We start from the raw sequence: 24,811 nt of genomic DNA, 5'->3' as shown, positions 1-24,811 counted from the left end.
TTTCAACCACACACCTTCAACAGTATTTTAAACATCGGAAATTCGAATCCATTGGCGTTTCTCAATCGATAAATCAACCGCTTCCAAAACTTGCTGGCACTTGACGCCGTCACGGAAGTTTGGGACAGGCTGACGATTCTCACGGAACGCTTCCATTAGTTCTACTACTTCGTGAATAAACGTGTGTTCATAGCCAATTGTATGTCCCGGCGGCCACCAATTTTCAGCGAAAGCATGACTTGGATCAGTTGCTAAGACGCGGCGGAAACCCTGTACATCTTCATCATCATCAGTAAAATAAACCTGCAGCTCATTCATCCGCTCAAAGTCGAAAATAACACTGCCTTTACTTCCATTGAGTTCAAACGAATTCGTACAGCGATGGCCTGCAGCAAAACGTGTCGCTTCAAAGCTTCCTAATGCTCCATTGGCGAAACGAGCTAGAAATAAGGTAGCGTCATCCACCGTAACAGCTGCTTTTTCCTCGCTATTGCTGCCTTTTGCAGTTAAACCGGACATTTGGGCAGGAATTGGCCGCTCTTTAATAAAGGTTTTGCTCATCCCAATTACCTCTTCTATATCGCCAATTAGGTAATGAGCCAAATCAATCAGATGAGCGCCAAGGTCTCCATGTGATCCTGAACCGGCAATTTCTTTCTGCAGTCTCCAGGCAAGGGGAAAGTTAGGATCAACAAGCCAGTCCTGTAAAAAACAAGCTCTGAAATGATAAATTTCACCTAATTTTCCTTCATCTAAAAGCTTTTTTGCCAGTATAACAGCAGGAGCGAAGCGATAGTTAAATCCAACCATATGTTTAACCCCACAAGCCTCAACTACTTCAAGCATTTCTCTAGAGTCCTTTAATGTAAGCGCTAACGGTTTTTCGCAAAAAACATGCTTGCCTGCCTTTGCTGCAGCCAATGCGATTTCTTTATGTGCATCACTTGGGGCATTGATATCGACTAAATCAATATCGTCTCTTTCCAATAAAGTCTTCCAGTCGGTTGCATACTCCTCCCAGCCAAATTGTTTGGCGGCAGCTGAAACACCGCTTTCATCCCGGCCGCAAATGACCTTCATTTCAGGATGAACAATGTTCGGGAAGAACATGGGAAGATCTCGGTATGCATGACTGTGCGCCTTGCCCATAAATTTATAGCCGACCATTCCAATTCTGAGTTTCTCCATAGTAATCTCCTTTTTTGATAGATGTAAAGACAAGGACAGAAATAGAAGGATAAACAAACCTTTCCCATTTTAAAGAGTATTAAGAAAAGTGATGATACCAAATGTAACAATAGTAAAAAGGGGAGCATGCCCGCAAGAGATAGATCAAAGCCTATGTCTGTGTGTCTAATATTGGTAAATGTATCATTTTTTCGTTTGACACAACAAGATAAAACTTATATAATCCTAGACAAAAATTATCCTATTGGGAAAAGGTGAACCTCAATGTTATTATATGAATCCCACCATTTTGATTTCATTTCAAACTATGACTCCAGCAATTTAAACTTTCCAAGCCATCTCCATCGTTGTTTTGAATTAATCTTTGTTGTTGGTGGCGAAATGGAAGTGATGATTGAAGAAAGAAGTTTTCATTTACACACTGGACAATATTTACTAATATTACCGAACGAAATTCACTCCATTTCGACAGTATCTCAATCAAGGGCTAAAATTTGTATTTTTTCTCCTGATTATGTACCGACCTTTCAAAAGATGATCGAAAATCGTTCCCTTGAAAATCCCATTTTCGACCTATCTGTCCAGGCAAAAATACTTCTATCAAAAACACTCTTTAAAGATGACCTCAACTTGTTAGAACAAAAAGCTAGTCTTTATTTGTTATTATCCGAGCTAATGGCCCAAACAAGCCTCATTAAAACAGAAAAAAAAGACTCAGCATTGCTTCATACCTTGTTAACATACATACAAGAACATTTTACAGAACCGATTACTTTACAGAGTTTAGCTGGCACACTTGGATATAGCTATAATTATTTATCGAAATATTTTAATGCCCGTGTCAAAACATCGTTCACAGAGTTTTTAAATGATACTCGGGTTAACTATGCTTGTCATCTGCTCAGAACAACAGAAAAAAACATCACGGAGATTGCTTATCTTTGTGGATATGAAAACATCCGCTCATTTAATCGTAACTTTATCAAAAAAGTATTATGTACACCAAAAGAATACCGAAGTACACTTCCATCACTTTTTCTTGGTTTGCATCCTGTCCACAACATAAAAACTGCTGATGATAAAGATACCGAGACTGACTTATATGGCAGAATATGAGTTACTCAAAGCAAAATAGATGTTTAGACATTTTTATACTGAGTGTTTAAAGTTTTATTATCTTTGGTGACTTACTTAATTCCATAAAAAAATCCAGAGAAAGGATAAGGTTTTATTACCTGTTTTCCTTTCTCTTTTCGGCATGCTTGTAAAGAAAGAGCGATTACCACACCTCTTATTACACAAAGTTGTCATGGATTTTGGTTAATTTACATCAATTAATAGATAGTAATATCGAACTTTTTAGCTGGTTAACAGAATGTTCAAAAAATGAGTTAGAAAATTATGTTACCTTTTTATTGAACAACCACGTGACTTATTAAGTAACTGTTCAAGTAAACGCATAAAGAGGTGATAATAATCCCGAAATCAAACAGTCTAAATAATTTAGAATCCTTACTTTAGTAAGTGGAAATATATCTTTCTAAAGTGTCGCTAACTACAATTCAGAACTTAAGGTTACAGGTAATATGGTCGCGGTTTTATAATATATGTGGTTTTCTAATTATGTTGGTGTTACAACGAGTATGGTTAAGGTAGTTACAAATGCCTTTAAAGCATTCAGTATTAAGCATGGAAAGAAATATACTATTAAGAACTGGATATTCAAAGGAGCTGTGAATCAATAATGACCAGTTTATGGTCAAAAAGACAATCGCTAATTGAGCGATATAAAAATAACAGCAGTAAATATACAAAATTTTTAATATTTTGCAAATTGTTTTTGTAGTTGTTGTTACACTTTCCGTAATATCGCTTTTCAAGGACGAAGATTCTTCTATTCTCAACAGTGTTTTTTTAATAATTTTAGATAAGTTTTTGGGTTGCTTTATCTTATAGTATTAATCTTAGATATTCGTGGAAGATTGAAAAATGATAGGAAATATAAATAAAGGCAACATATCTAAGATAGGTAATAAGCAAAGTTGGGAAGGCTAACGGCATCAGACCCAATACCAAGGTTCTGATAATTAAAAATGACAATGTTCAACAGCATCCTTTGGATGCTGTTTTTTTAATAAATAAGATGGAGAGAAGTAATGAAACATACTGATTAAGAAGTTAAAACTTTACGCCCATTGGAAGTAGAAAGCAAAATTTGAATAGTTTCCTTGATATAAAAATACTATATCTAATTATTACGCTATATTAGATAATTATGCTAGTAAAAATAACTAAAAAGAGAGAAGGGATGGCTATGACAATTTTTAAAATATAATTTCTAAAAGGAATCTAATTTTACTTTCTTATAAATATATAGAGGTAGAAAAGTATTTCTAAAAAGTAGTATATACAGTACCCTTTAATGCTTATTAGCGTTAAATTAAACAACAGATGCTGGTGATAAATAATGAACGCTCAGTTTAAAAAAGGTGTACTTGATTTAATAGTCTTGTTAATAATAGATAAAGAGGATGAATACGGGTATTCACTAGTAAAAAAAATATCTACTAAAATAATCATTTCTGAAGGTACTGTTTATCCGATATTAAGAAGATTAGTTAGAGAAAAAAACCTAACCACATATAATAAGGAGTCTAAAGAAGGGCCATTTAGAAAATATTATAGTATTACAAAGGATGGGATTAATAAACTAGAAACATTGAAATATGAATGGAATGAATTTTTTCTAATAATTAACTGCTTTATTGAAGAGAATGATAAATATAAACAAGATTAATTTTTTTGGAGTATATGAATGAAAATGAAAAAACAAAGAGTAGATATGTGAAATTTTAAAGGATTAACACTGTATATACTATATTATGCTTGGAAATAATGTTGGTTTTAAAAGTGTATTAAGTAATGTGTAGGCATGGAACCGGTAATGTACCGAGCTATGCCTTTTTTTTATTATAATCCTATTTATGTTAAGTAATTTCTATTACCCCATAGAGAGTACTATGCTTTAAACCATAATATACATAAGATACTACTTTATAAACAAAATATTGAACCTCCATTATTTCGATAGTATTTTGAGAATATACCAATTAAAAGGAATAGGAATTGAACACAGCTTTTAATAAGGAAACTAAGGAAAATAAACAAATGGATCAAAATTAATTCAAAATGTTATAAGTATTACTTCATTAATAAAGGGTTAGAACTATCCCTTCGTTAGTTGCTGAGTAATGTTCCTTTAATTGGTATAAGCAATGTGTGTTCATGAAGTACCTTAGTACTTATTGAGATTGGTGAAGGGGGAATGTGATTTTACTGCGATAAATGGTTCAAGCAATTAATTAACTATATCTTAAGAGAAATAGTAAAACGATAGCTTTAATTATTCACCATTTGTATCATGCAGAAAGAACTAATACGTTATAAAGGAGAGGAAAACAATGAATAAAAAAAGAAATCTGTTGAATAAATTTGGTGCGGTTGCTTTATCGGCAGGTATTCTAACGGGCGGATTTTTACCAGTTGTAGGACATGCAGCTGAACCAGAAGTGACAGCTGAATCAAGAATAATAGAAAAAGATATTGTATTAAGTGATGAATCTACAGTTATTTTTAGTGATAATGTAAGTAGAGCCACAGTAACAATTAAAGGAAACTTAACAGGTTCCAAGCCACCTCTTTTAAAGCCTCGTGCAACAGCAAAAACTAGTACAAGTCAAAATGTGTATTCAATTAGAGCAAAAGTAGATAGTAATAATAATGGAACTAGTACTTCTTCATCTGGATGGAAAACGTTAAACAATACTTCTATAGCAAATAGTGGGCAACTAATAGCTAATACTACTAAAGCAAAATTTACTGGATATCATCAAATGAAAATTACTAGTTCTTCAAGCTGGTTTTCTACTGCTAATACTAGTTTAACTTATTGAGCTAGTCGTTAAAATGATGGAGAAATTTTCAAAAGGGAAGAAAATAGTTTTTTGTTTGCTAGTAATTACTATTTTCTTCTTTTCTTCTTATTATATTAATAAACAAAGTATAAAGCCCACTGAGCAATCTTCTGAAATGATTTCTGATACACCGCAAGACGTTTTAGATTTAGGGAAAGGTTATTCTCTTGGTGTTGATATTCCTATGAACAGTAATGCCAATCAAAGTATAGATAATGTTAATGGAAGAATTTCAATGGATACACCACAAGATATTTTAGAAGTTTCGTTTTCAAATAACTTAAGAGACGAACAATTTATCCTTAAAATTTTCTATGATTATGAAGAAATTAAATTTAAACCTTTGGATGAAAATAAGTTTGATTCATCATATATATTTGAATTAGAGGCCGGAAATACCATTACATTACCCTTTGAGTTAAATGGAGATATATTAAAAGATAATAAATCACATAAACTTACAGTTGGTATATATGCTTCTCCAAATGAACATACTAAAATCCAAAAATTAATGACAAATTTTTTCGGGATGACTTTAGATTATGAAATTTTTTATGAAGATAATGGAACAATATCTTTAAAAAATCAAGATTCGACAATAAGTAAAACACTTGATGATATATCTTTTGAAGGGTTAGTAATTAATAATAATATTGGAAATATGGACGAAGCTTTATTCCCACCATATTCAATAAAGGTAAAAAAAGAAGAGAGAATAGAACTAGCATATTTTGCAAATTTAACTCAATCTATACCTGAGGAAGTAGAAAATTATTTGATTTTATCTATGCTGGATTGGAAACAAATTAAAATGAATGGTCACTCCTATTTATTATTAGATAAAAATTCCATAAATCCAGAATATGGGACATATTATATCACTGCACCAGATAAAGCAGGGTTATATGAATTTGTTGCCTTTATAATACCTAATCCAGAAAATAGAAAAAATGAAGATAATTATTTTCCGATCGAAACCGCATATAAATTCACTATAGAAGTTGTTGATTAATTGGTTACTATCTGGATTACTTTTTCTAAAAATGGCAGCATTAATCTAATAGGATTAATGCTCTTTTTTATTTAACCTCTGTTGAGCCAAACGAGAATGTTAGTTAAATAAAAAACGGAAAGGGATTGTTAGAAAAGGCCTTTGGTTGTTGTTATTGTTAGTTTTGTTCTTTTCTTAAATTTGCACATATATCTATAAAAATGTACGATACAAGATGTAGGTTTACCGATTAATATCAATGAGTATCCATTGTTCCAAATAAATAGATAAAGAGATGATAGCATGAGTATTATATTGGCATTATTAGCAGCAGTATTTGCTGCATTAACGGGGATTCTAGCAAAAATAGGAATAAAAAATGTAAATTCTAATTTGGCTACAGCGATTAGAACTATTGTTGTATTAATCATGTCTTTCTTAATGGTTGTGGTTAATAATAACTTAGATAATATTTTTCTAATTAATTGGAAGGACTTTATCTTTATTGTACTATCTGGAATAACAACTGGACTATCATGGCTTTGTTATTTTAAAGCAATACAAATAGGGGATGTTTCAAAAGTAGTGCCTATAGATAAATCTAGTGTAGTAATGACAATACTCCTTTCATTTATTATTTTAGGTGAGCCTGTTACAACAATGGTTGTTATCGGTAATACTCTGATTACAATAGGTACATTTATATTAATAGGAAGACTCAAAAAAAATTCAAATACGTCCTATTCCAACTCATACATATTATTATCTTTCCTATCAGCAATCTTTGCCGCACTAACAGCGATTCTCGCGAAGATTGGTATAGAAGATGTAGATTCAAATACAGCTACTTTCATACGTACCATCGTAATTATTATTTTTGCTTGGGGGATTGTATTCTTTCAACGTACACATACTCAAATGAAAACCATAACTAGAAAAAGCTATATATTCTTAATCTTATCTGGTATGGCAACAGGGCTGTCATGGTTATGTTTTTTTGCAGCTATTTCCATCGGGAAAGTGTCTATAGTCACACCAATAGATAAATTTAGTGTGGTGATCACGATGATTTTAAGTATCATTATATTAAAAGAGAAGCCGACGAAGAATACCATATTCGGATGTTTTATTATCACAATAGGAACTATTTTTCTTTTATTCTGAGTTTATTTCATAATTGTTATGTCCCTTCATTTAAGGAAGGGTTTTTTTATGTCTAATAATGTTTTAAAGGCTTCTAACTTAATTGAATTAAATGTTTCTAACTAACATTTATCTTATAGGTGTAAGAATTAACAATCGTTAGTCATCCCTTATATAAAATAGCTGCTTCTTTCTTACAAGCAACGACCATGTACTTGCTTTAAAGTAAACTTCAAACTGTATAATTACTTTCCAAGTGCTTTAAATATTTTGGAAAGTAGGCTTGATACAAATGAGAAATTATCCAATTTCTATATTTATCTTAGCAATAGGAGCATTTGCTATTGGTATGACTGAATTTGTGTTAATGGGTATTTTGCCTGATGTTGCACAGGACTTAAATATACCCATCTCTAAAGCGGGGCACTTTGTTTCTGTTTATGCCCTAGGAGTTGCTATAGGTGGTCCAATTATGACCTTGCTTACATTAAAAATGCCTCGAAAGAAATTAATTCTCTTATTGATTCTTTTTTCTATGATTGGAAACCTTGGCTCGACATTTGCGCCTAATTATGAATCTTTAATTTTATTTCGTATCATCGCTTCGCTTACACATGGAACCTATATGGGTGCTTGTGCACTATTAGCAACTAATTTAGTTTCAAAAGAACGATCCGGACGTGCAGTTAGTTTTATTTTTGCAGGCCTTTTAAGTTCAAACGTTTTAGGAGTTCCAATAGGGACGTTTATCGGTCAACAATTAAGCTGGAGATATAGCTTTGCGGTTATTACAATTCTAGGAATCATTTCATTTCTCGGAATTATAATGTTTGTACCTTCCAGTAAAGATCGAGCAGAATTTAATGTAAAAAAAGAAATTCTTGCTTCAATCAATCCACAAATAATTCTGGCATTGTTCATTACTTTTTTCGGATTTGGAGGAATGTATTTAGCGTTCACTTACATTACACCCATTTTAACAAACTTAACTCACTTTGAATCTAGTAGTATCTCATGGATACTGTTAATATTTGGAGTAGGTTCAACTGTTGGGAGTATTATTGGTGGAAAACTGTCAGATTGGAGGCTAATGCCTTGGCTTAATATAAATATCGTTTTACTTATATTAGTAATGATTTTATATGGGGTTGTTAGTTCAAATAAAGTATTAGTTATTCCTATCACATTTATTTGGGGGTTAATTGCATATGCGCTTCTACCTACTATCCAGTCCCGGCTAGTACTTCTAGCAGCAGATGCTCCAAACCTTGCTTCCACTTTAACTAATACAGCTTTTAATATTAGTATCTCTTTTGCTTCCTTCTTTGGGGGAATCATTATAGATTCATTTAGTTTAGCTTATATTTTCTATATTGGTGCTCTTCAATCATTTGTAGGTCTAATACTTGCATATATTAGTTATTTGGTAGATAAAAGACTTACAATTAGAAAAAAACTACTAAAAATCTAATGTATGATGACTACTAGATATGGTTTTTTAGGTTGCGTTAAAGTTTACTTTAAAGTTTATACTGTTTACAGAAGCAGAATATAACACTCATAAGTGAGGTTTCATTATGGCAGAGTATACGATTAAAGAAGTATCAAAAAAGATGAAATTACCTACTCATACTATACGTTTTTACGAAAAAGAAGGGTTATTACCATTCGTAAAAAGAGATAAAAATGGTTATCGTGTTTTTCGAGAAGAAGACCTTGGATGGTTAGATTTTATTGTTTGTTTAAAAGTAACTGGAATGCCAGTAAGTGATTTAAGAGAAATTATTACCCTAACAGTAAATGGAGAAAATAATTTTGATTCAAGACGGTCTATATTATTAAAACAATTTGCAGTTCTAAAAGAAAAACAAAGGCAACTAGATAAAGCCTTTGACAAAATAGAGGTTAAGTTAAAGTATTTTGATAACCTCGAGCAAGAATTTAATCAAAATTCTAAACACGAAAGTAATTTAAAATCAGAAGTGTAAATTATATATAATGAATAAAGTCTGCCATGTTGGAATTGGCAGACTTTTTCTTATATGTTCAGGTTCATACTCCCTTTACTCTTCATTCAACTTCGTAAATCTATCCTTTTTAGATAAATAATCAGCAATTAAATAAATAATAAATATTACGGGAGCCGAATAATACATTTTCCAATGAACAGGGTGATATATCCCAAATGAACTTAAGAAATGGCAGGATGACAAAAGATACTATTATTGATAATGCAAGTGCTTTAATATAGGGACTTGTATTAGGTTTTACTTGCAATAAGAACATGATTGAAACTGGTATTATGGAAATACTCCAAGGAAAATAATTATCTGTAAATGGTATGACTTCATAATGATAATGAAAAAAACCTAGAGAATTGCCAACTAGATCAAGTAAGGAGGATAGCAAGGCAGTAAAAGTTCCTACGTAAAGTAGGCGGTCTGTGCTATTTCTCTTCCTAAATATAATAAATATTACGATTAAAATGATAAGCAATAAAGCACCGAACCACCATTGGAATGTAAAAAGGGAATGATCAAACCACATTTGTAATTTTTCATCTTCTAGCAGTTGTTGTTTTTTAGCAAAATCGTCAAAAACATGATTGCTTTTCATAAGGAACTCCTTGTACATGTTGTCATATATATATTTTTAACTGTTAATGGAAAATTATCCGTTGTTCCTGCTAAGAGGGAAATCCTTTAGAAAGCCCTTGTAACACGATTAGAAAAACTTCTTTTTCAGAGCTGCAGTTGGTAAGGGAGTATGGAATATTAGCAACTAACTTTTTCTTTATATTGCTTACGTGGTATTTCAGTTTATTATCCAATATAAAGGACAAAATAAATGTAAGTATATAAGTTCGTCAGAAAATATAAAGAAGTTGGAGAAAAATGAAAAGTAAAATAAAGATTTTAACAAAACGACTATCTGCTGCTCAAATAATTGTTTTTTATTACATAGTAGCTGTGATGATTTCAACCATTTTGTTGCTGCTGCCTATAACTCAAAAGCAGGATACAGAGCTCGCACTAATTGATGCGCTCTTCATTTCAATAAGTGCGGTAACAGTTACAGGATTAGCTACGGTAGATGTGAGCCAGCTGCTTAGTGTTCCCGGTACGTTTATATTTTCGGTCATCCTCCAGTTTGGTGGTATTGGAGTCATGGCATTCGGTACAATACTATGGCTTGTATCTGGAAAAAAGATCGGATTAAGAGCAAGAATACTCATGACTACAGAACAGAACAGCCCGACTTTTTCCGGAATCGTTCGGCTTATACGATTGATTTTCTTTTTCTTTGTCACGGTTGAGCTATTAGGGGCTATTGCCATCGGTACATATTTTCTGAAGTATTTCCCTACATGGCAAGAGGCTTATTTGCAAGGTTTCTTCGCTTCTGTTGCTGCTACAACCAATGCTGGTTTTGATATTACTGGAAAGTCACTAATTCCATTCGCAGATGATTATTTTGTGCTAACCTTTAATATTGTCCTTTTTATTATCGGATCCCTTGGATTTCCTGTGTTAATGGAGGTAAGTCAGTGGGTCAGACATAAGGGGAAGAGCACATTCCAATTCTCGTTGTTCACAAAAATTACAACAGCAACTTTTTTCATACTGATTGTTGTTGGATTTTTTATCATCTACTTGTTTGAGTACAATCATTTCTTTGCAGATAAGAATTGGCATCAATCCTTTTTCCATGCTTTGTTTTATTCCATATCTTCAAGAACTGGCGGAATGGCGATCAGCAATGTGAACGAACTATCGCTACCTACCATTTTGTTAATGAGTATATTTATGTTTATAGGAGCATCTCCAAGCAGTGCTGGCGGGGGGATAAGGACCACAACGTTAGCTGTGATGCTGCTAACGATATACAATTATGCAAACGAAAATAGAACAATAAAAATATTTAAAAGAGAGATTGATGAGGAAGATATCATTAAGTCGTTCATTGTATTCACTACAGCTATGATACTTTGCAGTGTAGCAGTTGTCATTCTTACATGCATCGAATCAAGGTTTTCCTTAATGGAAATTTTATTCGAAGTTTCCTCTGCTTTTGGCACTGTAGGCCTTTCGCTTGGAATTACTCCAGATTTGAGTGCTGCTGGTAAGTGTGTAATCATGCTATTAATGTTTATCGGGAAGATCGGAATGTTTACCTTCCTATTCGCTATGGGAGGCAAATCAGTTAAACATCCGTATCACTATCCAAAAGAGCGTATCATTATAGGATAATAATGTTATATTTCTAAGAATGTATAAGAAGTAATAAATTTATCTGTTAATATTTCATTAACAATGTCATATAAGCTGGCTTTTTTTTCATACAATATTTTGGAGGTGGAAAAATGGCCAGAATAGCGTACAGAGATTCAGACATTGACTTAATGGCAAGAATGATGAGAGCTGAAGCTGAGGGTGAAGGAAATCAAGGCATGCTCTATGTTGGAAATGTCATTGTAAACCGTGTTGTCGCCAACTGTACAGACTTTAAAGATTTAAGAAATGTTCAACAAGTCATTTTTCAAGTTCAAGGAGGAAATTACTCTTTTGAAGCTGTTCAAAAGGGCAATGTGTTTTATCAAAGAGCAAGAGAGTCTGAAAGAAGATTAGCACTGCAAACGGTGAAGTTTTGGAGAGATCATCCAGCGAAATTTGCTTTATGGTACTTTAATCCAAGTGGTGCATGTCCCCCAACCTGGTATAACCAACCTTTTACGGGGCAATTTAAAGAACATTGTTTTTATGAACCAGCGGCTGGAACATGCGAAAGTGTTTATAGAGGATGAAATGAAAAGGAGCTGGAAAAATGCAAGTTTATTTTTGCATATTTTCGGCTTTTTTAATTTGGATGTAAATAGGGGTCAGTAACTGACCCCGTTACAATTAACAATGAACGTTAACCTTATATACTGTACGCTTCATCAATAGAATCTACAAAAATTCCAGGAAAGTTAATTTCTTTTACACAATTTTCAACCTGCATTCTTGAAGCTGGAGTGGAAGGATTAATAATGATTATCTTTTTAAAATTAGCCATCGCATATAATTTTAAAACGAATGTGATATCTTCCACCACATGACCAGCCACTTTTTCTTGACCGCGTCCATCAATAATTAGTTTATACCTTGAAGGGTTAATCGTATTAACGATGGTTTGAAACTCGCTTAAATATATTTTTGCATCTTCTTCTTTAAAGAAACCGCCGACTTTTACAAATAACGTGCTTTTTTCTTCATCCAACTCAAAGGTATATAGCTTCCCCATTTTTTCCTCCAATGTGTAAAAATAACTACTGGTATCATAATACATAAAACGACTACTTTCGACAATCCTGCTTTTTTTACCTCTTATGATACGTAATACTCTCAAAAAAAACATATGTCGAAAATTGCGGTTTTTTCGTTAATGTATTCATTATTCTTTATCCCTTGACGATAGTATCAATATAGCACTCTAAAATTAAAGTAAACAGGAGAGATTATGAGAATCAAACATCGTAAGAAGAGTATTGCAACATCATTGATTTCGTTTGTTGTTCCTATTATTATCGTTGCGCTAGTCGTTATTTCGTCCATTGGATATACATTTTCCAAACAAATTATTAAGCGACAGTTGGACTATGCAATGAATACAAAGCTTGAGGAAACTGCTCAAGGTATTAACATTATTTTGGAAAAAGAGAATGGTTTAGCGCAAAGTCTTGCCAAAACAGTTGAAGTAAATTCAGATTTATTAAAGGAAAAGGATTATGATGATTTGTTGAAAAATTATGTTCCTATGTATAGTGAATCATTTGGTATGTGTGTTTGGTTTGAACCGAATGCCGTTAAAGGCAAGCAGAAATATGCACCATATGCATACAAGGATGGAGATAAGATTATCCTTGATGATTCATATACTACTGGAGACGTTGATATTTGGTCGACAGAGTGGTATAAAGTTGGTTCTCAAACAGATGGTGGCTGGACGACAGCATATACTGACCCTGCTACTAATGTTTCGATGGTTACAACTGCATATCCATTTAACAATCAAAACGGTAACTTAATGGGTGTAGTTACAGTAGATGTGGATATTAGCAGTATTCAAAAATTAATTACAGAAGCAGAAATTGATTATGAAGGAAAGGCCTTATTGGTACAGAGTGATGGGGTACTTCTCGGTGGTGTAGATGAGAAGCGGTTAACAAAGGAAAGCATATTGGATGATCAAAATGATTCTCTTGCAGCTGCTTCTAAGTACATGTTAGCGAACGAAACTGGCAAAACAGAATATACAGCTGATAATGAAAAGTACTATTTCTACTTCTCGACTATTCCTAATACAAACTGGAAGATAGGGATCAGTGTAAGTGAAACACATCTCTTTAACAGCTTAAATGACTTGCTAAAAATATTCGTTATATCTAGTTTTGTCTCCATCGTGCTGGTAACTTTAGCGATAGTTGTTTTTTCAAACCGTATGGGTAGAACAGCTAGGAAATATAGCAAAATAGCAGAAGTTGTCGCTGATGGTGGGTTAGTGAACAAATTTGAAGAGAAAGATTTAGCTAGAAAAGATGAGTTGGGCGATATTGGAAGATCTCTTTGCAACATGCAGAATAACTTAACAGATGTTATTAATAATTTTCAAGCTAATGCATTAAGTATTGATGATCATGCTCAAAATCTGTCTTCTTTTTCTCAGCAAATGTCTGCCACTTCAGAAAATGTTGCGACAGCTATAACGACTGTAGCTGAAGGAGCAACAGAGCAACATCAGAGACTAAAAAGTGTAAATTCAGGGCTGAATGAATTTGGAACAAGCTTGGATTCTATGGCGCAATCCATTAATGATGTTGATTCTAGCACTAATTCCATACTAATGATGGCTAATGAAAGCAGTCAAGAAATGAATATGATGATTAAGGCTTTCGGCTCACTGAATGAAACGTTTAAAGAATTGATAGAACGAGTGAAATCAGTAGAACTAAACATCCGCAATGTAAACGAGATGACAGAAATAATTAATTCCATTTCTGAGCAAACGAACCTTTTAGCTTTAAATGCGGCGATTGAAGCAGCTAGAGTTGGTGATTCTGGAAAAGGCTTTGCGGTAGTTGCGAATGAAATAAGAAACTTGGCAGAAAAAAGCAGAGAGTCTTCTGAAAAAATTGATTCTATTATTAATGGTGTGTCTAAAGATACTACACAAATGGTTGAATCAGCAGAAGATGTAAACAAAGAACTTCAATTACAAAGAGAACAGTTAGATACAACTATTCACTCTTTTGAAGGAATTATCCATGCAGTAGAGGAAGTATCTCCTAAAATAAAAGAAATTAAAGAATCGTCCATCAAAATTCAGAATGATAAGAGTACAATAATGAAGGAATTGGATCAGACTGGAACGATTGCAGAAGATGTAGCTGCATCAGCTGAGGAAATTTCAGCATCAGCTCAGGAGATGTCTGCTTCAATTGAAGAGGTCAGTGCATCAGCTGTAAGCTTAGGTGAGATGACCACTGAAATGAAACATAAAATAAACTTTTTCAAAATAGAGAAAAGAAGTAGTAATTAATAAAAATATTATGTAAACAGGTGCGAAGCTTTATATTCGTACCTGTTTTTTTTGTAAGTTAACATTGCCGATAATAGATAATTAAAAGGCTGTCTTAGAAAGTCTCGACTGCCTGCAGTACTCACTCATAGAGGCAAATATTCTTTTTCGTATACAGATTGTACTTGTCGTAAAACTTGAGATCCGTGCTGTTTGAATTTGAACGAAGCAGGCTTTCCTTTAGATATATACAATCCAGCTTCTTCCGGGGATCTGTTTAACCCAGAAAACAAATGGCTGGCTCCTATACTAGGATGGGGACCAAACAAATGAATGAACGGCTGTATAATCAGTGGCAAGCCGCCATTTCTGCCTTTACGCATTGTATTGTTATTGCCCGGATCAACGCTGATAATTGTCACGCCTTCTCGCTTCAGCTCTGGTGCCAATGCATATGTCCACAACGTAATTGCCAGCTTAGTCGTTGCATAAGGACCAATCAGCTTCTGAAATTTAGGCGGGTTTGCCAATTCCTCCGGGACGAAAGATCTTTTAAATTTAAATGCCTCTGAACTAGTCTGGATAACGATACCCGGTGATCCCTTTTTCAAAAGGTCAAGCAGTTCCATCGTGATAATGAAGGGAACGACTGTCTGGAGTTCATAATGCAATTCTCGTCCTTGCGGAGAAAAGAGGAGATTTGGGAAACTGCCTCCTGCATTATTGAAGAGAGCATCCAGCTTCGGTTCGTTCTCCTTTATTTGCCTTAAAGCAGATTTTAGTTTCGTAAAATCAGATAAATCGGCAGTATAAATTCGGATATCCTGTTGACGGATTTTTTGTTGGAGCTCCAGCTCTTCCTCTGGAAATTCAGAGCGTATTAAAGCAGCTACCTCCCAGCCATTCTCGACTAATTTCTTCGTCAGCTCCAAGCCTATTCCGCTGTTTGCTCCAGTAACAAGAGCTGTTCTTTTTTGTGTTTGTACCATTTTTTTAACCTCCTATTAATGAATGACTGTAGTATAAAACATGGAGCTAACTTCAGGTCAAGAGTAAAGATTATAGCTTGACCTGGAGTTGACTTCATGTTTTATAATTACATCTAAAAGAAGGAGGCGATTGTCGTGTATACAATCAAGCAGGCAAGCAAACTGACTGGGTTAACCATTGATACAATTAGATATTATGAAAAAGCAGGCTTGCTTCCTAAGATTAAACGACTACCAAATGGACATCGTGCATTTTCACCATCCGATATTGAACGGTTGCAAATGGTCATCTGTATGAAAAAAGTAAATCTTAGTTTAGAAGAGATAAAATTATATCTTGATATAACGGAATCAAGTAAAATGATTCCTGAAATGGTAACAGGTATGCTCGAGCATAAAGAAAAAATAAAACAACAGATGGCTCAATTGCAGACTGTATTAGATTTTATTGATGAAAAATTAGCTGAAGGAACATGGCTAAAGAAGAAAGCATAAGAGTTTGTATGCTAAAGAATTTGTCCATACATAAGCTGGCTTTTTTGGCACAAAAAAAGAGCTTTTCCGCTCTTTTTCAAAGTCTACTATTAATGATGGTGCTCCTGACTTTCTTCTTGTACTTTGACATCCTTTTGTAAATACTCTAGTTCACTGTCCGAAAGCTCTCCGACAATAAATTGCTTTTGCGGCATAATGATTGAATCGTTATTACTAGCATGTAGCTTTACAAAATAAAGACCATCACTGTCGATTTTTACCGTTATACTATAAACTCCATTCCCTTCATTCTTAGCATCTCTCATATTTTTCTGGATAGTGCCATCTTGCTTCCATACCTCATAATGGACATAGTCTGCGTGTTCTACTTTTTCACCATTTTGAGTAAGTGTCACCTTAATGGTAGCTGGTTCTTTTGCTTTTAAAGAAGAGGGGATTTCTAATTGAGCTTCAAGGGGTGTTTCTTTTTTATATAAAGCAGCTGCATCTTCCTTAAGTGAACATGCACTTAATAAGAGTAAAGTTAAAGCAACTACCAAGCTATTTCTAAACTTCTTCACGAATAAGCCACCTTTTCATTATCTTATTAAGCATTTAATACCTTTTTCACGGCCGGAATTCTTTGGATAATCAATAAGTCAACAACCCATACAATAATAAGGGATAATCCCACTAAAGGGAACACAATGCCTAATATAATCAGTATGAAAAGAAGGTATCTCATTTTTTTAATACTTGGAGCCTTTGGTGCTCCTAATTCTTGTTTAGGTTTACGTTTCCACCACATATAAACACCGGTAATAGCTACAAGAATGGTACCAAGACATATTAGAAGGCTGATTAATTGGTTAATCAAACCAAATTCTGTGCCTTTATGCAAGGTAATACCGATAGCAATCAACTTACCCAATGGTCCGTAATGATCATAACGGTAATCAGCTAACACCGCCCCGGTATATTGGTCAATATGAATGGTCGCTTCATCTTTTGCTTTTGGCGGAAAGGCAGAAAATGTGTAAACACCTTCTTGGGTTGTAGGGAAAATAACAGAATAGCTAGGGTGCATTCCTTCTCGATTGGCAATATCGACCACATCATCAATAGAAAGAGGGGTATAACCTTGTATGTCTGATTTTGGCACATCTAACGTTTCAGCAGCCCAAGGGACTTCGGCAATATCTTTTGTTTGTACTGATGATGTTGGAGCACTTCCTACCCAAACTGATGGAGGATAGCCATCTCCTGTATTAGTAACTAAAGATTGGAAATAAGTACCCCAGAACCCTGACCAAGGTAATCCTGTTAAGATTAAAAATAACAATCCGCCTGTTATCCAAAACGCAGGCACGGCATGTATATCTCTTCTGAAAATTTTCTTTCCTTTATGCAGTCGCGGGAATAGTACTCCAGCAAAGCCTGTTTTCTTTTGTTGCGGAAACCATAAATATATTCCAGTGACAATTAATACAATTGCCCAACAAGCAGCTAGTTCTACTATTCTATCACCTAAAGTGCCAGCCATTAATTCACCATGAAATTCTTCTATCCTATCCATAATTCTGTCTTCACTATTCAACTCACCGAGAATTTTGCCTGTATAAGGATTAACAAATAGTGTTAAAGACTCGTCTTGGTAGTTTATATTCACTTCACTTGAACGTGTTTCACTATCCCCAGGCAGATAGCTTGTTATATTTGCACCGGGATATTCACTTTTCACGATGTTAATTTGCTCTGACGGGGTCATTCTGTCTTCTTGCTTCGTAACCTCGTAATAATCTTTATATAAAACTTGCTCAATCTGTGGTTTAAATAAATATATAGATCCAGTGACAGAAAGAATAAGGAGAAACGGTGCAAAGATTATCCCAGCATAAAAATGCCATCTCCATACGGCTTTATATAAAGAGGCTTTTGTTTGTTTCGTTTTTTCCCTTTTGCACGGATTTCTCTGCTTTCATTGACTCCATTCTTTTCCTCCTATTTTGGGTGACAGCAATTCGAGCTTTGCATGTGTGAGTTCAAAGCTGTAAATACTTGCTCAAAGTTATAGATGTCTCCTCCAAATCCTGTTTGAAACTTAATGGCTTCATCCATTGAGTTAAAAGTAAGAAGCTGTGGTTGACAGCAATTTGAATGAAGGTCTGGATTAATCAGAAAGAAGCCAGTTTTAGCACTCAGTGTTGTATCATGAAGAAAATCACGACATATGATTTGAGATATTTCTGCTTGAGTTTCTTGATATCTAAGCAATCCACAATGAATACAACATGTTTGTTCTACCTGGTGATTTGTTTTTATTAACTGCACAGATAATCTTGTATTAATTCCTTTATAGCAATAGGAACAATGATTGGAGGGCGTAATGGTTTCTTTAGTCAGGGAAATGCCGTTCGATGTCTTTACAATTTTCTGTTGGTCAATAAGTTGTTTAATATCACGATATACCGTCATTTCCGATACATTTAATTTTCTGCTGATATCAGATACCTTTAATGTTTCTTCTTCCGTTAGCCATGATAATAGCTGTTTTTGTCGTTCTATTGGTAACATTGGTTTCTTCCACCATTCTTTCTAATAATTCAACCTAGAAACAGGGTAATTTATTTACTGGTTATTTGACAAGAGATAATATGATAAATAATGTTAAAATGATGTTAATAATAACAAATGTTCACAAAAAAGTCACAAAGTTAGGGAAAGGAGCATTTTAAGATATAGTTAGATTTGTTATGATTATGATTGTTAGTTACTAAGATTTATACAGTGTATAAATGGGAACATTTTAAAAGAGGAGTTGTGTATACATATGAAGAAGAAGCTTTTTGCGTTTTTATCAGCGTTTGCTGCCGTTTTTCTTATTGCACTTCCAGCAAGTGCACATGTAACTGTTAATCCTTCAGAGTCTGCAACAGAGGCTTGGGAAACATATACAGTAAAAATACCTGTTGAGAAGGACATTGCGACAACGAAGGTAACACTTAAGATAGCCGATAATGTGGATTTTAAAATGTACGAACCAGTAGATGGTTGGAAAGTAACAACCGAAACCAATGATAGTGATAAGGTAACTACTGTGACTTGGGAAGCAGAGAATGATCAATCAGCTATTCAGCCAGGTGAGTATAAGCGATTCAGCTTTACAGCACAAAACCCGTCTGATGCAGGAGAAGTTGTTTGGGATGCCTTTCAATATTATGCAGATGGAAGCATAGTAGAATGGACTGGAGATGCGGATGCAGAACTTCCTCATTCTGTAACACAAATTGCTAAGTCTGATGCAACTACAGATAGCCATGGACATACACATGATGCTGATTCTGCTGATGAAGATACGGCAAGTGCAGAAGATGATCATGAGCATAGCTCTACAAGCACAGTGTTATCAATCATTGCCATAATCGTTTCTGTTCTTGCTATTATCTTGACTTTTGTGAGACGAAAATAACATAAATTAGGTAAGCTGCCTGGGTAGGCAGCTTTTTTTGTTATCTTCCTATTTATGGAGAGAAATAATGCATTATTAATTTTTTGCTGCTTAGAACCATGCCTTTGAAAGCAATATTACGCCTTCTTGAATCTTACTCTCATCCATACCAGCAAAACCAAGCAGAACTCGAGGATATTTTTGATCTGGTAATTGTTCATAGAAGGAGGAAACAGGATACACCAACACGCCATTCTTTTTAGCTGTGTCAATTAGCTCTTGCTCTGACATATCATTACGCGGCTCTATTACTATATGTAATCCGGCACCTGAACCCATAATTCTGACTTGATTGTACATGTTCGCTTTAAGAGATGTTAGCAATGCATTATGTCTTTTCTTATAGACATTTCTAACTTTATTCAGATGTCTTGACCAATACTCGCTTTCCATAAAGAGTTTTAATGTATATTGATGCTGTCTGGAAACGGTTTGTTTATAACCAATATACTTCTCATGGTACGTAGCTAATAGATGTCTTGGAAGAACCATATAACTAAAATCCAAAGATGGAATCAGCGATTTAGCAAAAGTCCCCATATAGATAACTTTTTCATAACTGTCTAAGCTTTGAAGGGCAGGAATAGGCTTGCCTTCATATCGAAATTCACTATCGTAATCGTCCTCTATTATATAGCCATCTGAATCCTTCGCCCATTTAATTAATTCTAATCGTCTTTGGATTGGCATAACAATTCCAAGAGGGAATTGATGTGCAGGTGTGACAAAGACAGCTCTGACCTCGCTTGCTGTTAATTTCTTTATATCAACTCCATAACTATCAAGGGGAATCGGATGCACTGCTTTGCCATATTCCTGTAAAACAATACGGACTCTATTATAACCAGGCTCTTCAATCCCATATGTGTATTCTCTGCCAATGATTTTACATAACATACTTAACAGATATTGTGTTCCAGCTCCTATGATAATTTGATGCTCTGAGCATTTAACTCCGCGAGATTCATACAGATATCTTGCTATTTGCTTACGAAGATCTAGATCACCTTGTGGGTCGCCATATAGTAACAGCTTTCCTTGTTCAGCAAATATGCTTTTCATCGTTAATTGACTCCATAATTTAAATGGAAAATGCTTTAAATCTATTTCTCCATATTTAAAATCATATAGAATTCTTGAAGATTGCTCTTCTTGTTGACTGCAATTGTTATTCAAGATTTCATCATGGATAGCATGTGCGTTTTTGTCTAAAAACAGCTCATGCTTTATATCCTCAACAAATAAACCTTTTCTTTCTTCGCTTCTGATATAACCCTCAGCGAGGAGCTGCTGATACGCAGCATTAACAGTGTTTCTGCTTAAGTTTAAATGCACTGCTAATTTCCTTTGAGAAGGCAATTTACTATGAGGAGGAATATTTTCTGATTGTATTTCATTTTTAAGAAAACGATAAAGTTGTATATATACGGGTGCATCACTTTGAGTATCTAAAATGGGAGTTATTTCTAACATGGTTTTGACCTCCATCAAACTGGTACCTGAAGAATTTTAATATCTGGCTCTTTTAATAGTTCCAGATTAATTACTATAATTAGTTTACAATGCGCATTTGAAAAAATAAAGGTTGATTACATACTAAATCTATAGGAGGAATATGAATGAAAACTGGTACTAATCGAGTAAAACGTGGAATGGCTGAAATGCAAAAGGGCGGCGTTATCATGGACGTTATTAACGCCGAGCAAGCGAAAATTGCTGAAGAGGCAGGAGCAGTAGCAGTAATGGCTCTTGAAAGAGTTCCTTCTGATATTCGTGCTGCAGGTGGAGTAGCGAGAATGGCTGACCCTTCTATTGTAGAAGAAGTTATGAATGCAGTATCTATCCCTGTTATGGCTAAAGCACGTATTGGACATATTGTGGAAGCTAGAGTGCTTGAAGCATTAGGCGTTGATTATATCGATGAAAGTGAAGTTTTAACTCCTGCAGATGAAGAATATCACCTAAATAAAAATGAATATACAGTACCATTTGTTTGTGGATGCCGTGACCTTGGCGAAGCAGCAAGACGCATCGGAGAAGGTGCTTCCATGCTCCGCACAAAAGGCGAACCAGGAACAGGAAATATTGTGGAAGCAGTCCGTCATATTCGAAAAGTAAATGCACAAGTTCGTAAAGTAGTTCATATGAATGAAGATGAGCTAATGACAGAAGCAAAATTACTAGGTGCTCCCTACGAGCTTTTACTGGAAATTAAAAACTTAGGGCGCCTGCCAGTAGTTAACTTTGCAGCAGGAGGTGTTGCAACACCTGCAGATGCAGCATTAATGATGCAATTAGGAGCAGACGGAGTATTTGTCGGCTCAGGTATCTTTAAATCAGATAATCCTGCTCTATTTGCAAAAGCAATTGTGGAAGCAACTACTCACTACCAAGATTATAAATTAATTGCTGAAATCTCTAAAAATCTAGGAACAGCAATGAAAGGGATTGAAATTGCTAGTCTTGCTCCGGAAGCTCGCATGCAAGAGCGCGGTTGGTAAACTGATAATATAGTAAAAAAAGCCAAATTCACCAGTATGGGGGATTTGGCTTTTTTTGCGCTAAAGGAATAGCAGAGAAATAAAAAAGAGATTGGCAATGCATCAAGTTATTTAAAAAGATATATATCTTTTGCCAAGGAAGAAGTATAAAAATCTTTTTTCTAAGCCTTTCAGCCATACAGTCAAGACTATCGCAACCAGTAATTAAAGTATACCGTACTGTTTGAGAGGAATAGGTAATCATTTGATAGAAATGTGGTACCTATTCTTTTTTTATATAAAGGATAATGAAAGGGTTAAAACTTTTTTTGCTGATATTCCTTGCACCATCTGTGAATTATCCAGAAGTAATTTTTTAACTTCCTGTGTTGACTTAGAGTAACACGAATCTAGTAAGATTATGAAGTGCAAGGCAGTAAACTTTTAGGAGGAATATTAGATGGAAACTGTAACTTTATCAAATGGAATAAAGATGCCTATTTTAGGGTTTGGAGTTTATCAAATTAATGACCTGGAAGAATGTGAGCGTGTAGTAGGCGAAGCAATAGCAGTTGGCTATCGATCAATCGATACTGCTCAAGCTTATGGGAATGAAGAAGCAGTTGGTAGTGCAGTACGTAAAAGTGGTATACCTCGTGAAGAGTTCTTTATTACTACAAAGGTATGGATTTCAAATGCTGGCTATGAAAAAGCTAAAGCATCAATGGATGAATCCTTGCGTTTACTGCAAACAGAATATATTGACCTCATGTTAATTCATCAACCATTTAATGATTATTATGGTACGTACCGTGCAATGGAAGAGTATTATAAAGCAGGGAAAATCAAAGCAATTGGCGTAAGTAATTTTTATCCAGACCGTTTGATTGATATTGCTCAGTTTAGTGAAATTACACCAATGGTTAACCAAGTGGAAACACATGTGTTCAACCAGCAAAAACAGGCCCAACAAATAATGGAAAAGTACGGAACACAAATTGAATCTTGGGGACCTTTTGCAGAAGGGAAAAATGACTTCTTTCATAATAAAACGTTAAAAGAAATCGGGGAGCAATATGACAAATCTGTGGCCCAAGTGGCTCTGCGCTACTTAATCCAGCGTAAGGTTGTTGTTATTCCGAAAACGGTAACGAAAGAGAGAATGGTTCAGAACTTTGAAGTCTTTGATTTTGTTCTATCACAAGAAGATATGAACAAGATTGAAAAACTTGACCAGGAAAAGAGTTTATTTTTCTCTCATTATGATCCAGAAACAGTTGAATTTTTGACAGGGCTAGTAAGATAACCTAGGATTTCACATAGTAAACTAACAGTAAAAACCCTAATGTCCTGCTTATAGGAAATTAGGGTTTTCTTATATATGGCTTTTTTACTTAGAATTTAAAGCACCAACCACAGGATGTGGAACATAAGGCTCTTCCAAATATGCAACTTCTTCAGTGGTTAACTTCACTGATAACGCACCGACTGAATCTTCAAGATGAGAAATTTTCGTAGCACCTATAATAGGAGCTGTTACTGGTTCTTTCTGAAGCAGCCATGCAAGTGCTATTTGGGATCTAGCTGCACCATGTTTTTCTGCTAACTCGGCAACTCGTTCCACAACTAAACGGTCGTTATGCTCTGTTGAACCGTATTTAGACTTTTGCGTTGCATCTGTTTCAGAACGGAGCGTATCTTCTGACCAATCACGTGTTAATCTGCCTGAAGCTAACGGGCTGTATGGAATTACGCCGATTTTTTCTTCTTTGCATAATGGAAGCATCTCTCGTTCTTCTTCCCGGTATATAAGGTTAAGGTGATTTTGCATAGAGATAAATTTCGTCCACCCGTTCTTCTCAGCGGTATGGTTCGCTTTCAAAAACTGCCATGCATACATGGCTGATGCTCCTATGTATCTTACCTTACCAGCCTTCACTAAATCATGAAGAGCTTCCATCGTCTCTTCAATCGGTGTGTTGTAATCCCAGCGATGTATTTGGTACAAATCGATATAGTCTGTTCCAAGACGTTTAAGACTTTTATCAATTTCACTCATAATATGTTTTCGGGATAGCCCTTTACTGTTTGGACCTTTGCTGTTTAAATCTTTGCCTAATGGGAAGTAAACCTTTGTTGCAATCACAACTTCATCTCGATTAGAAAAATCTTTAAGAGCACGTCCGAGAAATTCTTCACTCGTACCATCTGAGTAGACGTTGGCAGTATCAAAAAAATTAATGCCGGACTCAACCGCTCTTTTAATAACCGTACGACTGCTTTCTTCATCAATTACCCAAGGATGCATCCAGCGTTCCTTCACACCAAAACCCATACATCCAAGGCAAAGTCTAGATACATCTAATCCTGTGTTGCCAAGTTTCGTATAATCCATTGCAATTCCTCACTTTCCCAAATGTTTTTAATCTTTCATTACTAGTATAAAATTATACAGCATTCTTACAATTGTTAAATGATTGGAATATGTATATTAATGAACAGTCTTA

Annotated in this window: 22 protein-coding genes and 1 pseudogene; 14 read left to right on the top strand and 9 right to left on the bottom strand. The window is 34.7% G+C overall.

Features of this window, described 5'->3' with window-relative positions:
- Nucleotides 1-27: 27 nt before the first annotated feature.
- The gene (locus ACLIJJ_RS21660; protein ID WP_411411640.1) at nucleotides 28-1,188 is read right to left on the bottom strand and encodes a Gfo/Idh/MocA family protein; all 1,161 of its coding nucleotides are present in this window, start codon (nucleotides 1,186-1,188) and stop codon (nucleotides 28-30) included.
- Nucleotides 1,189-1,452: 264 nt separating this feature from the next.
- On the opposite strand from ACLIJJ_RS21660, the gene ACLIJJ_RS21655 reads away from it, so the two are divergent.
- The 7 genes from ACLIJJ_RS21655 to ACLIJJ_RS21625 all read left to right on the top strand — a co-directional run bounded on the left by ACLIJJ_RS21655 (nucleotide 1,453) and on the right by ACLIJJ_RS21625 (nucleotide 9,284).
- Nucleotides 1,453-2,304, top strand: a complete 852-nt coding sequence (locus ACLIJJ_RS21655; protein WP_411411639.1) for a helix-turn-helix domain-containing protein — start codon at nucleotides 1,453-1,455, stop codon at nucleotides 2,302-2,304.
- Nucleotides 2,305-3,655: 1,351 nt separating this feature from the next.
- Nucleotides 3,656-3,985 carry a PadR family transcriptional regulator gene (locus tag ACLIJJ_RS21650; protein WP_233317244.1) on the top strand — a complete coding sequence of 110 codons (330 nt, stop codon included), beginning with the start codon at nucleotides 3,656-3,658 and terminating at the stop codon, nucleotides 3,983-3,985.
- A gap of 664 nt (nucleotides 3,986-4,649) precedes the next feature.
- Nucleotides 4,650-5,141, top strand: a complete 492-nt coding sequence (locus tag ACLIJJ_RS21645) for a hypothetical protein (RefSeq protein ID WP_233317243.1) — start codon at nucleotides 4,650-4,652, stop codon at nucleotides 5,139-5,141.
- A 13-nt stretch (nucleotides 5,142-5,154) separates the two neighbouring features.
- Nucleotides 5,155-6,174 carry a hypothetical protein gene (locus ACLIJJ_RS21640; RefSeq protein WP_411411638.1) on the top strand — a complete coding sequence of 340 codons (1,020 nt, stop codon included), beginning with the start codon at nucleotides 5,155-5,157 and terminating at the stop codon, nucleotides 6,172-6,174.
- A 282-nt stretch (nucleotides 6,175-6,456) separates the two neighbouring features.
- A complete protein-coding gene (locus ACLIJJ_RS21635) occupies nucleotides 6,457-7,317 on the top strand; it encodes an EamA family transporter (protein ID WP_411411637.1) in 861 nt (286 codons plus the stop codon).
- Nucleotides 7,318-7,588: 271 nt separating this feature from the next.
- Nucleotides 7,589-8,767, top strand: a complete 1,179-nt coding sequence (locus ACLIJJ_RS21630; RefSeq protein WP_411411636.1) for an MFS transporter — start codon at nucleotides 7,589-7,591, stop codon at nucleotides 8,765-8,767.
- Between the two features lie 106 nt (nucleotides 8,768-8,873).
- Nucleotides 8,874-9,284 (top strand): MerR family transcriptional regulator, encoded by a 411-nt coding sequence (locus tag ACLIJJ_RS21625; protein ID WP_251647876.1) that lies wholly within the window; start codon nucleotides 8,874-8,876, stop codon nucleotides 9,282-9,284.
- Nucleotides 9,285-9,405: 121 nt separating this feature from the next.
- On the opposite strand, the gene ACLIJJ_RS21620 is transcribed toward ACLIJJ_RS21625, so the two are convergent.
- Complete coding sequence (locus tag ACLIJJ_RS21620) at nucleotides 9,406-9,912, bottom strand: CBO0543 family protein (protein WP_411411635.1); 507 nt, start codon at nucleotides 9,910-9,912, stop codon at nucleotides 9,406-9,408.
- 278 nt (nucleotides 9,913-10,190) lie between these two features.
- On the opposite strand from ACLIJJ_RS21620, the gene ACLIJJ_RS21615 reads away from it, so the two are divergent.
- Together ACLIJJ_RS21615 and ACLIJJ_RS21610 are read left to right on the top strand one after the other, a co-directional pair.
- The gene (locus ACLIJJ_RS21615; protein WP_411411634.1) at nucleotides 10,191-11,546 is read left to right on the top strand and encodes a TrkH family potassium uptake protein; all 1,356 of its coding nucleotides are present in this window, start codon (nucleotides 10,191-10,193) and stop codon (nucleotides 11,544-11,546) included.
- A gap of 113 nt (nucleotides 11,547-11,659) precedes the next feature.
- Nucleotides 11,660-12,100, top strand: a complete 441-nt coding sequence (locus tag ACLIJJ_RS21610; protein WP_233317235.1) for a cell wall hydrolase — start codon at nucleotides 11,660-11,662, stop codon at nucleotides 12,098-12,100.
- A 116-nt stretch (nucleotides 12,101-12,216) separates the two neighbouring features.
- Here ACLIJJ_RS21610 and ACLIJJ_RS21605 read toward each other — a convergent pair whose 3' ends face one another.
- Nucleotides 12,217-12,579 (bottom strand): hypothetical protein, encoded by a 363-nt coding sequence (locus tag ACLIJJ_RS21605; protein ID WP_233317234.1) that lies wholly within the window; start codon nucleotides 12,577-12,579, stop codon nucleotides 12,217-12,219.
- A gap of 216 nt (nucleotides 12,580-12,795) precedes the next feature.
- Here ACLIJJ_RS21605 and ACLIJJ_RS21600 point away from each other — a divergent pair, with 216 nt between their 5' ends.
- Nucleotides 12,796-14,874, top strand: a complete 2,079-nt coding sequence (locus tag ACLIJJ_RS21600; protein WP_411411633.1) for a methyl-accepting chemotaxis protein — start codon at nucleotides 12,796-12,798, stop codon at nucleotides 14,872-14,874.
- Between the two features lie 125 nt (nucleotides 14,875-14,999).
- On the opposite strand, the gene ACLIJJ_RS21595 is transcribed toward ACLIJJ_RS21600, so the two are convergent.
- Nucleotides 15,000-15,842, bottom strand: a complete 843-nt coding sequence (locus tag ACLIJJ_RS21595) for an SDR family NAD(P)-dependent oxidoreductase (protein ID WP_411411632.1) — start codon at nucleotides 15,840-15,842, stop codon at nucleotides 15,000-15,002.
- Nucleotides 15,843-15,977: 135 nt separating this feature from the next.
- Between ACLIJJ_RS21595 and ACLIJJ_RS21590 the strand changes: the two genes are divergently transcribed.
- Complete coding sequence (locus tag ACLIJJ_RS21590; protein ID WP_237943707.1) at nucleotides 15,978-16,337, top strand: MerR family transcriptional regulator; 360 nt, start codon at nucleotides 15,978-15,980, stop codon at nucleotides 16,335-16,337.
- A gap of 89 nt (nucleotides 16,338-16,426) precedes the next feature.
- Here the strand turns inward: ACLIJJ_RS21590 and ACLIJJ_RS21585 are convergent, their stop codons facing one another.
- The 3 genes and pseudogenes from ACLIJJ_RS21585 to ACLIJJ_RS21575 all read right to left on the bottom strand — a co-directional run bounded on the left by ACLIJJ_RS21585 (nucleotide 16,427) and on the right by ACLIJJ_RS21575 (nucleotide 18,890).
- Nucleotides 16,427-16,897 carry a FixH family protein gene (locus ACLIJJ_RS21585; RefSeq protein ID WP_237943709.1) on the bottom strand — a complete coding sequence of 157 codons (471 nt, stop codon included), beginning with the start codon at nucleotides 16,895-16,897 and terminating at the stop codon, nucleotides 16,427-16,429.
- Nucleotides 16,898-16,923: 26 nt separating this feature from the next.
- Nucleotides 16,924-18,270, bottom strand: a pseudogene (locus ACLIJJ_RS21580) (PepSY-associated TM helix domain-containing protein); the annotation flags it as partial.
- A 47-nt stretch (nucleotides 18,271-18,317) separates the two neighbouring features.
- The gene (locus ACLIJJ_RS21575) at nucleotides 18,318-18,890 is read right to left on the bottom strand and encodes a DeoR family transcriptional regulator (RefSeq protein ID WP_237943711.1); all 573 of its coding nucleotides are present in this window, start codon (nucleotides 18,888-18,890) and stop codon (nucleotides 18,318-18,320) included.
- Nucleotides 18,891-19,146: 256 nt separating this feature from the next.
- Here ACLIJJ_RS21575 and ACLIJJ_RS21570 point away from each other — a divergent pair, with 256 nt between their 5' ends.
- Complete coding sequence (locus ACLIJJ_RS21570) at nucleotides 19,147-19,785, top strand: YcnI family copper-binding membrane protein (protein ID WP_237943713.1); 639 nt, start codon at nucleotides 19,147-19,149, stop codon at nucleotides 19,783-19,785.
- A gap of 90 nt (nucleotides 19,786-19,875) precedes the next feature.
- Here ACLIJJ_RS21570 and pdxR read toward each other — a convergent pair whose 3' ends face one another.
- Nucleotides 19,876-21,297: a MocR-like pyridoxine biosynthesis transcription factor PdxR gene (gene pdxR / locus ACLIJJ_RS21565; protein WP_411411631.1), complete on the bottom strand. Its 1,422-nt coding sequence runs from the start codon at nucleotides 21,295-21,297 to the stop codon at nucleotides 19,876-19,878.
- Between the two features lie 146 nt (nucleotides 21,298-21,443).
- Here pdxR and pdxS point away from each other — a divergent pair, with 146 nt between their 5' ends.
- Both pdxS and ACLIJJ_RS21555 read left to right on the top strand, forming a co-directional pair.
- Nucleotides 21,444-22,325 (top strand): pyridoxal 5'-phosphate synthase lyase subunit PdxS, encoded by an 882-nt coding sequence (pdxS, locus tag ACLIJJ_RS21560; RefSeq protein ID WP_233317225.1) that lies wholly within the window; start codon nucleotides 21,444-21,446, stop codon nucleotides 22,323-22,325.
- A gap of 439 nt (nucleotides 22,326-22,764) precedes the next feature.
- A complete protein-coding gene (locus ACLIJJ_RS21555; RefSeq protein WP_411411630.1) occupies nucleotides 22,765-23,610 on the top strand; it encodes an aldo/keto reductase in 846 nt (281 codons plus the stop codon).
- A gap of 84 nt (nucleotides 23,611-23,694) precedes the next feature.
- Here ACLIJJ_RS21555 and ACLIJJ_RS21550 read toward each other — a convergent pair whose 3' ends face one another.
- Entirely contained in the window at nucleotides 23,695-24,699 is a 1,005-nt protein-coding gene (locus tag ACLIJJ_RS21550; protein ID WP_237943717.1) for an aldo/keto reductase, read from the bottom strand.
- Nucleotides 24,700-24,811 lie beyond the last annotated feature (112 nt).

It is taken from the genome of Niallia laureatilytica (assembly GCF_046613985.1).
Lineage (GTDB): Bacteria > Bacillota > Bacilli > Bacillales > Cytobacillaceae > Niallia.
The sequence above is the reverse complement of the archived record's forward strand: the minus strand, read 5'-3'. Positions and strand labels throughout refer to the sequence as shown.

Bases quoted from the DNA above. Each gene is read 5' to 3' on its own strand.
- pdxR (WP_411411631.1), bottom strand. From the start codon at position 21,297: ATGTTAGAAATAACTCCCATTTTAGATACTCAAAGTGATGCACCCGTA.
- ACLIJJ_RS21610 (WP_233317235.1), top strand. From the start codon at position 11,660: ATGGCCAGAATAGCGTACAGAGATTCAGACATTGACTTAATGGCAAGA.
- ACLIJJ_RS21605 (WP_233317234.1), bottom strand. From the start codon at position 12,579: ATGGGGAAGCTATATACCTTTGAGTTGGATGAAGAAAAAAGCACGTTA.
- ACLIJJ_RS21575 (WP_237943711.1), bottom strand. From the start codon at position 18,890: ATGTTACCAATAGAACGACAAAAACAGCTATTATCATGGCTAACGGAA.
- pdxS (WP_233317225.1), top strand. From the start codon at position 21,444: ATGAAAACTGGTACTAATCGAGTAAAACGTGGAATGGCTGAAATGCAA.
- ACLIJJ_RS21645 (WP_233317243.1), top strand. From the start codon at position 4,650: ATGAATAAAAAAAGAAATCTGTTGAATAAATTTGGTGCGGTTGCTTTA.
- ACLIJJ_RS21570 (WP_237943713.1), top strand. From the start codon at position 19,147: ATGAAGAAGAAGCTTTTTGCGTTTTTATCAGCGTTTGCTGCCGTTTTT.
- ACLIJJ_RS21620 (WP_411411635.1), bottom strand. From the start codon at position 9,912: ATGAAAAGCAATCATGTTTTTGACGATTTTGCTAAAAAACAACAACTG.
- ACLIJJ_RS21550 (WP_237943717.1), bottom strand. From the start codon at position 24,699: ATGGATTATACGAAACTTGGCAACACAGGATTAGATGTATCTAGACTT.
- ACLIJJ_RS21625 (WP_251647876.1), top strand. From the start codon at position 8,874: ATGGCAGAGTATACGATTAAAGAAGTATCAAAAAAGATGAAATTACCT.
- ACLIJJ_RS21615 (WP_411411634.1), top strand. From the start codon at position 10,191: ATGAAAAGTAAAATAAAGATTTTAACAAAACGACTATCTGCTGCTCAA.
- ACLIJJ_RS21630 (WP_411411636.1), top strand. From the start codon at position 7,589: ATGAGAAATTATCCAATTTCTATATTTATCTTAGCAATAGGAGCATTT.
- ACLIJJ_RS21595 (WP_411411632.1), bottom strand. From the start codon at position 15,842: ATGGTACAAACACAAAAAAGAACAGCTCTTGTTACTGGAGCAAACAGC.
- ACLIJJ_RS21640 (WP_411411638.1), top strand. From the start codon at position 5,155: ATGATGGAGAAATTTTCAAAAGGGAAGAAAATAGTTTTTTGTTTGCTA.
- ACLIJJ_RS21635 (WP_411411637.1), top strand. From the start codon at position 6,457: ATGAGTATTATATTGGCATTATTAGCAGCAGTATTTGCTGCATTAACG.
- ACLIJJ_RS21600 (WP_411411633.1), top strand. From the start codon at position 12,796: ATGAGAATCAAACATCGTAAGAAGAGTATTGCAACATCATTGATTTCG.
- ACLIJJ_RS21555 (WP_411411630.1), top strand. From the start codon at position 22,765: ATGGAAACTGTAACTTTATCAAATGGAATAAAGATGCCTATTTTAGGG.
- ACLIJJ_RS21660 (WP_411411640.1), bottom strand. From the start codon at position 1,188: ATGGAGAAACTCAGAATTGGAATGGTCGGCTATAAATTTATGGGCAAG.
- ACLIJJ_RS21650 (WP_233317244.1), top strand. From the start codon at position 3,656: ATGAACGCTCAGTTTAAAAAAGGTGTACTTGATTTAATAGTCTTGTTA.
- ACLIJJ_RS21655 (WP_411411639.1), top strand. From the start codon at position 1,453: ATGTTATTATATGAATCCCACCATTTTGATTTCATTTCAAACTATGAC.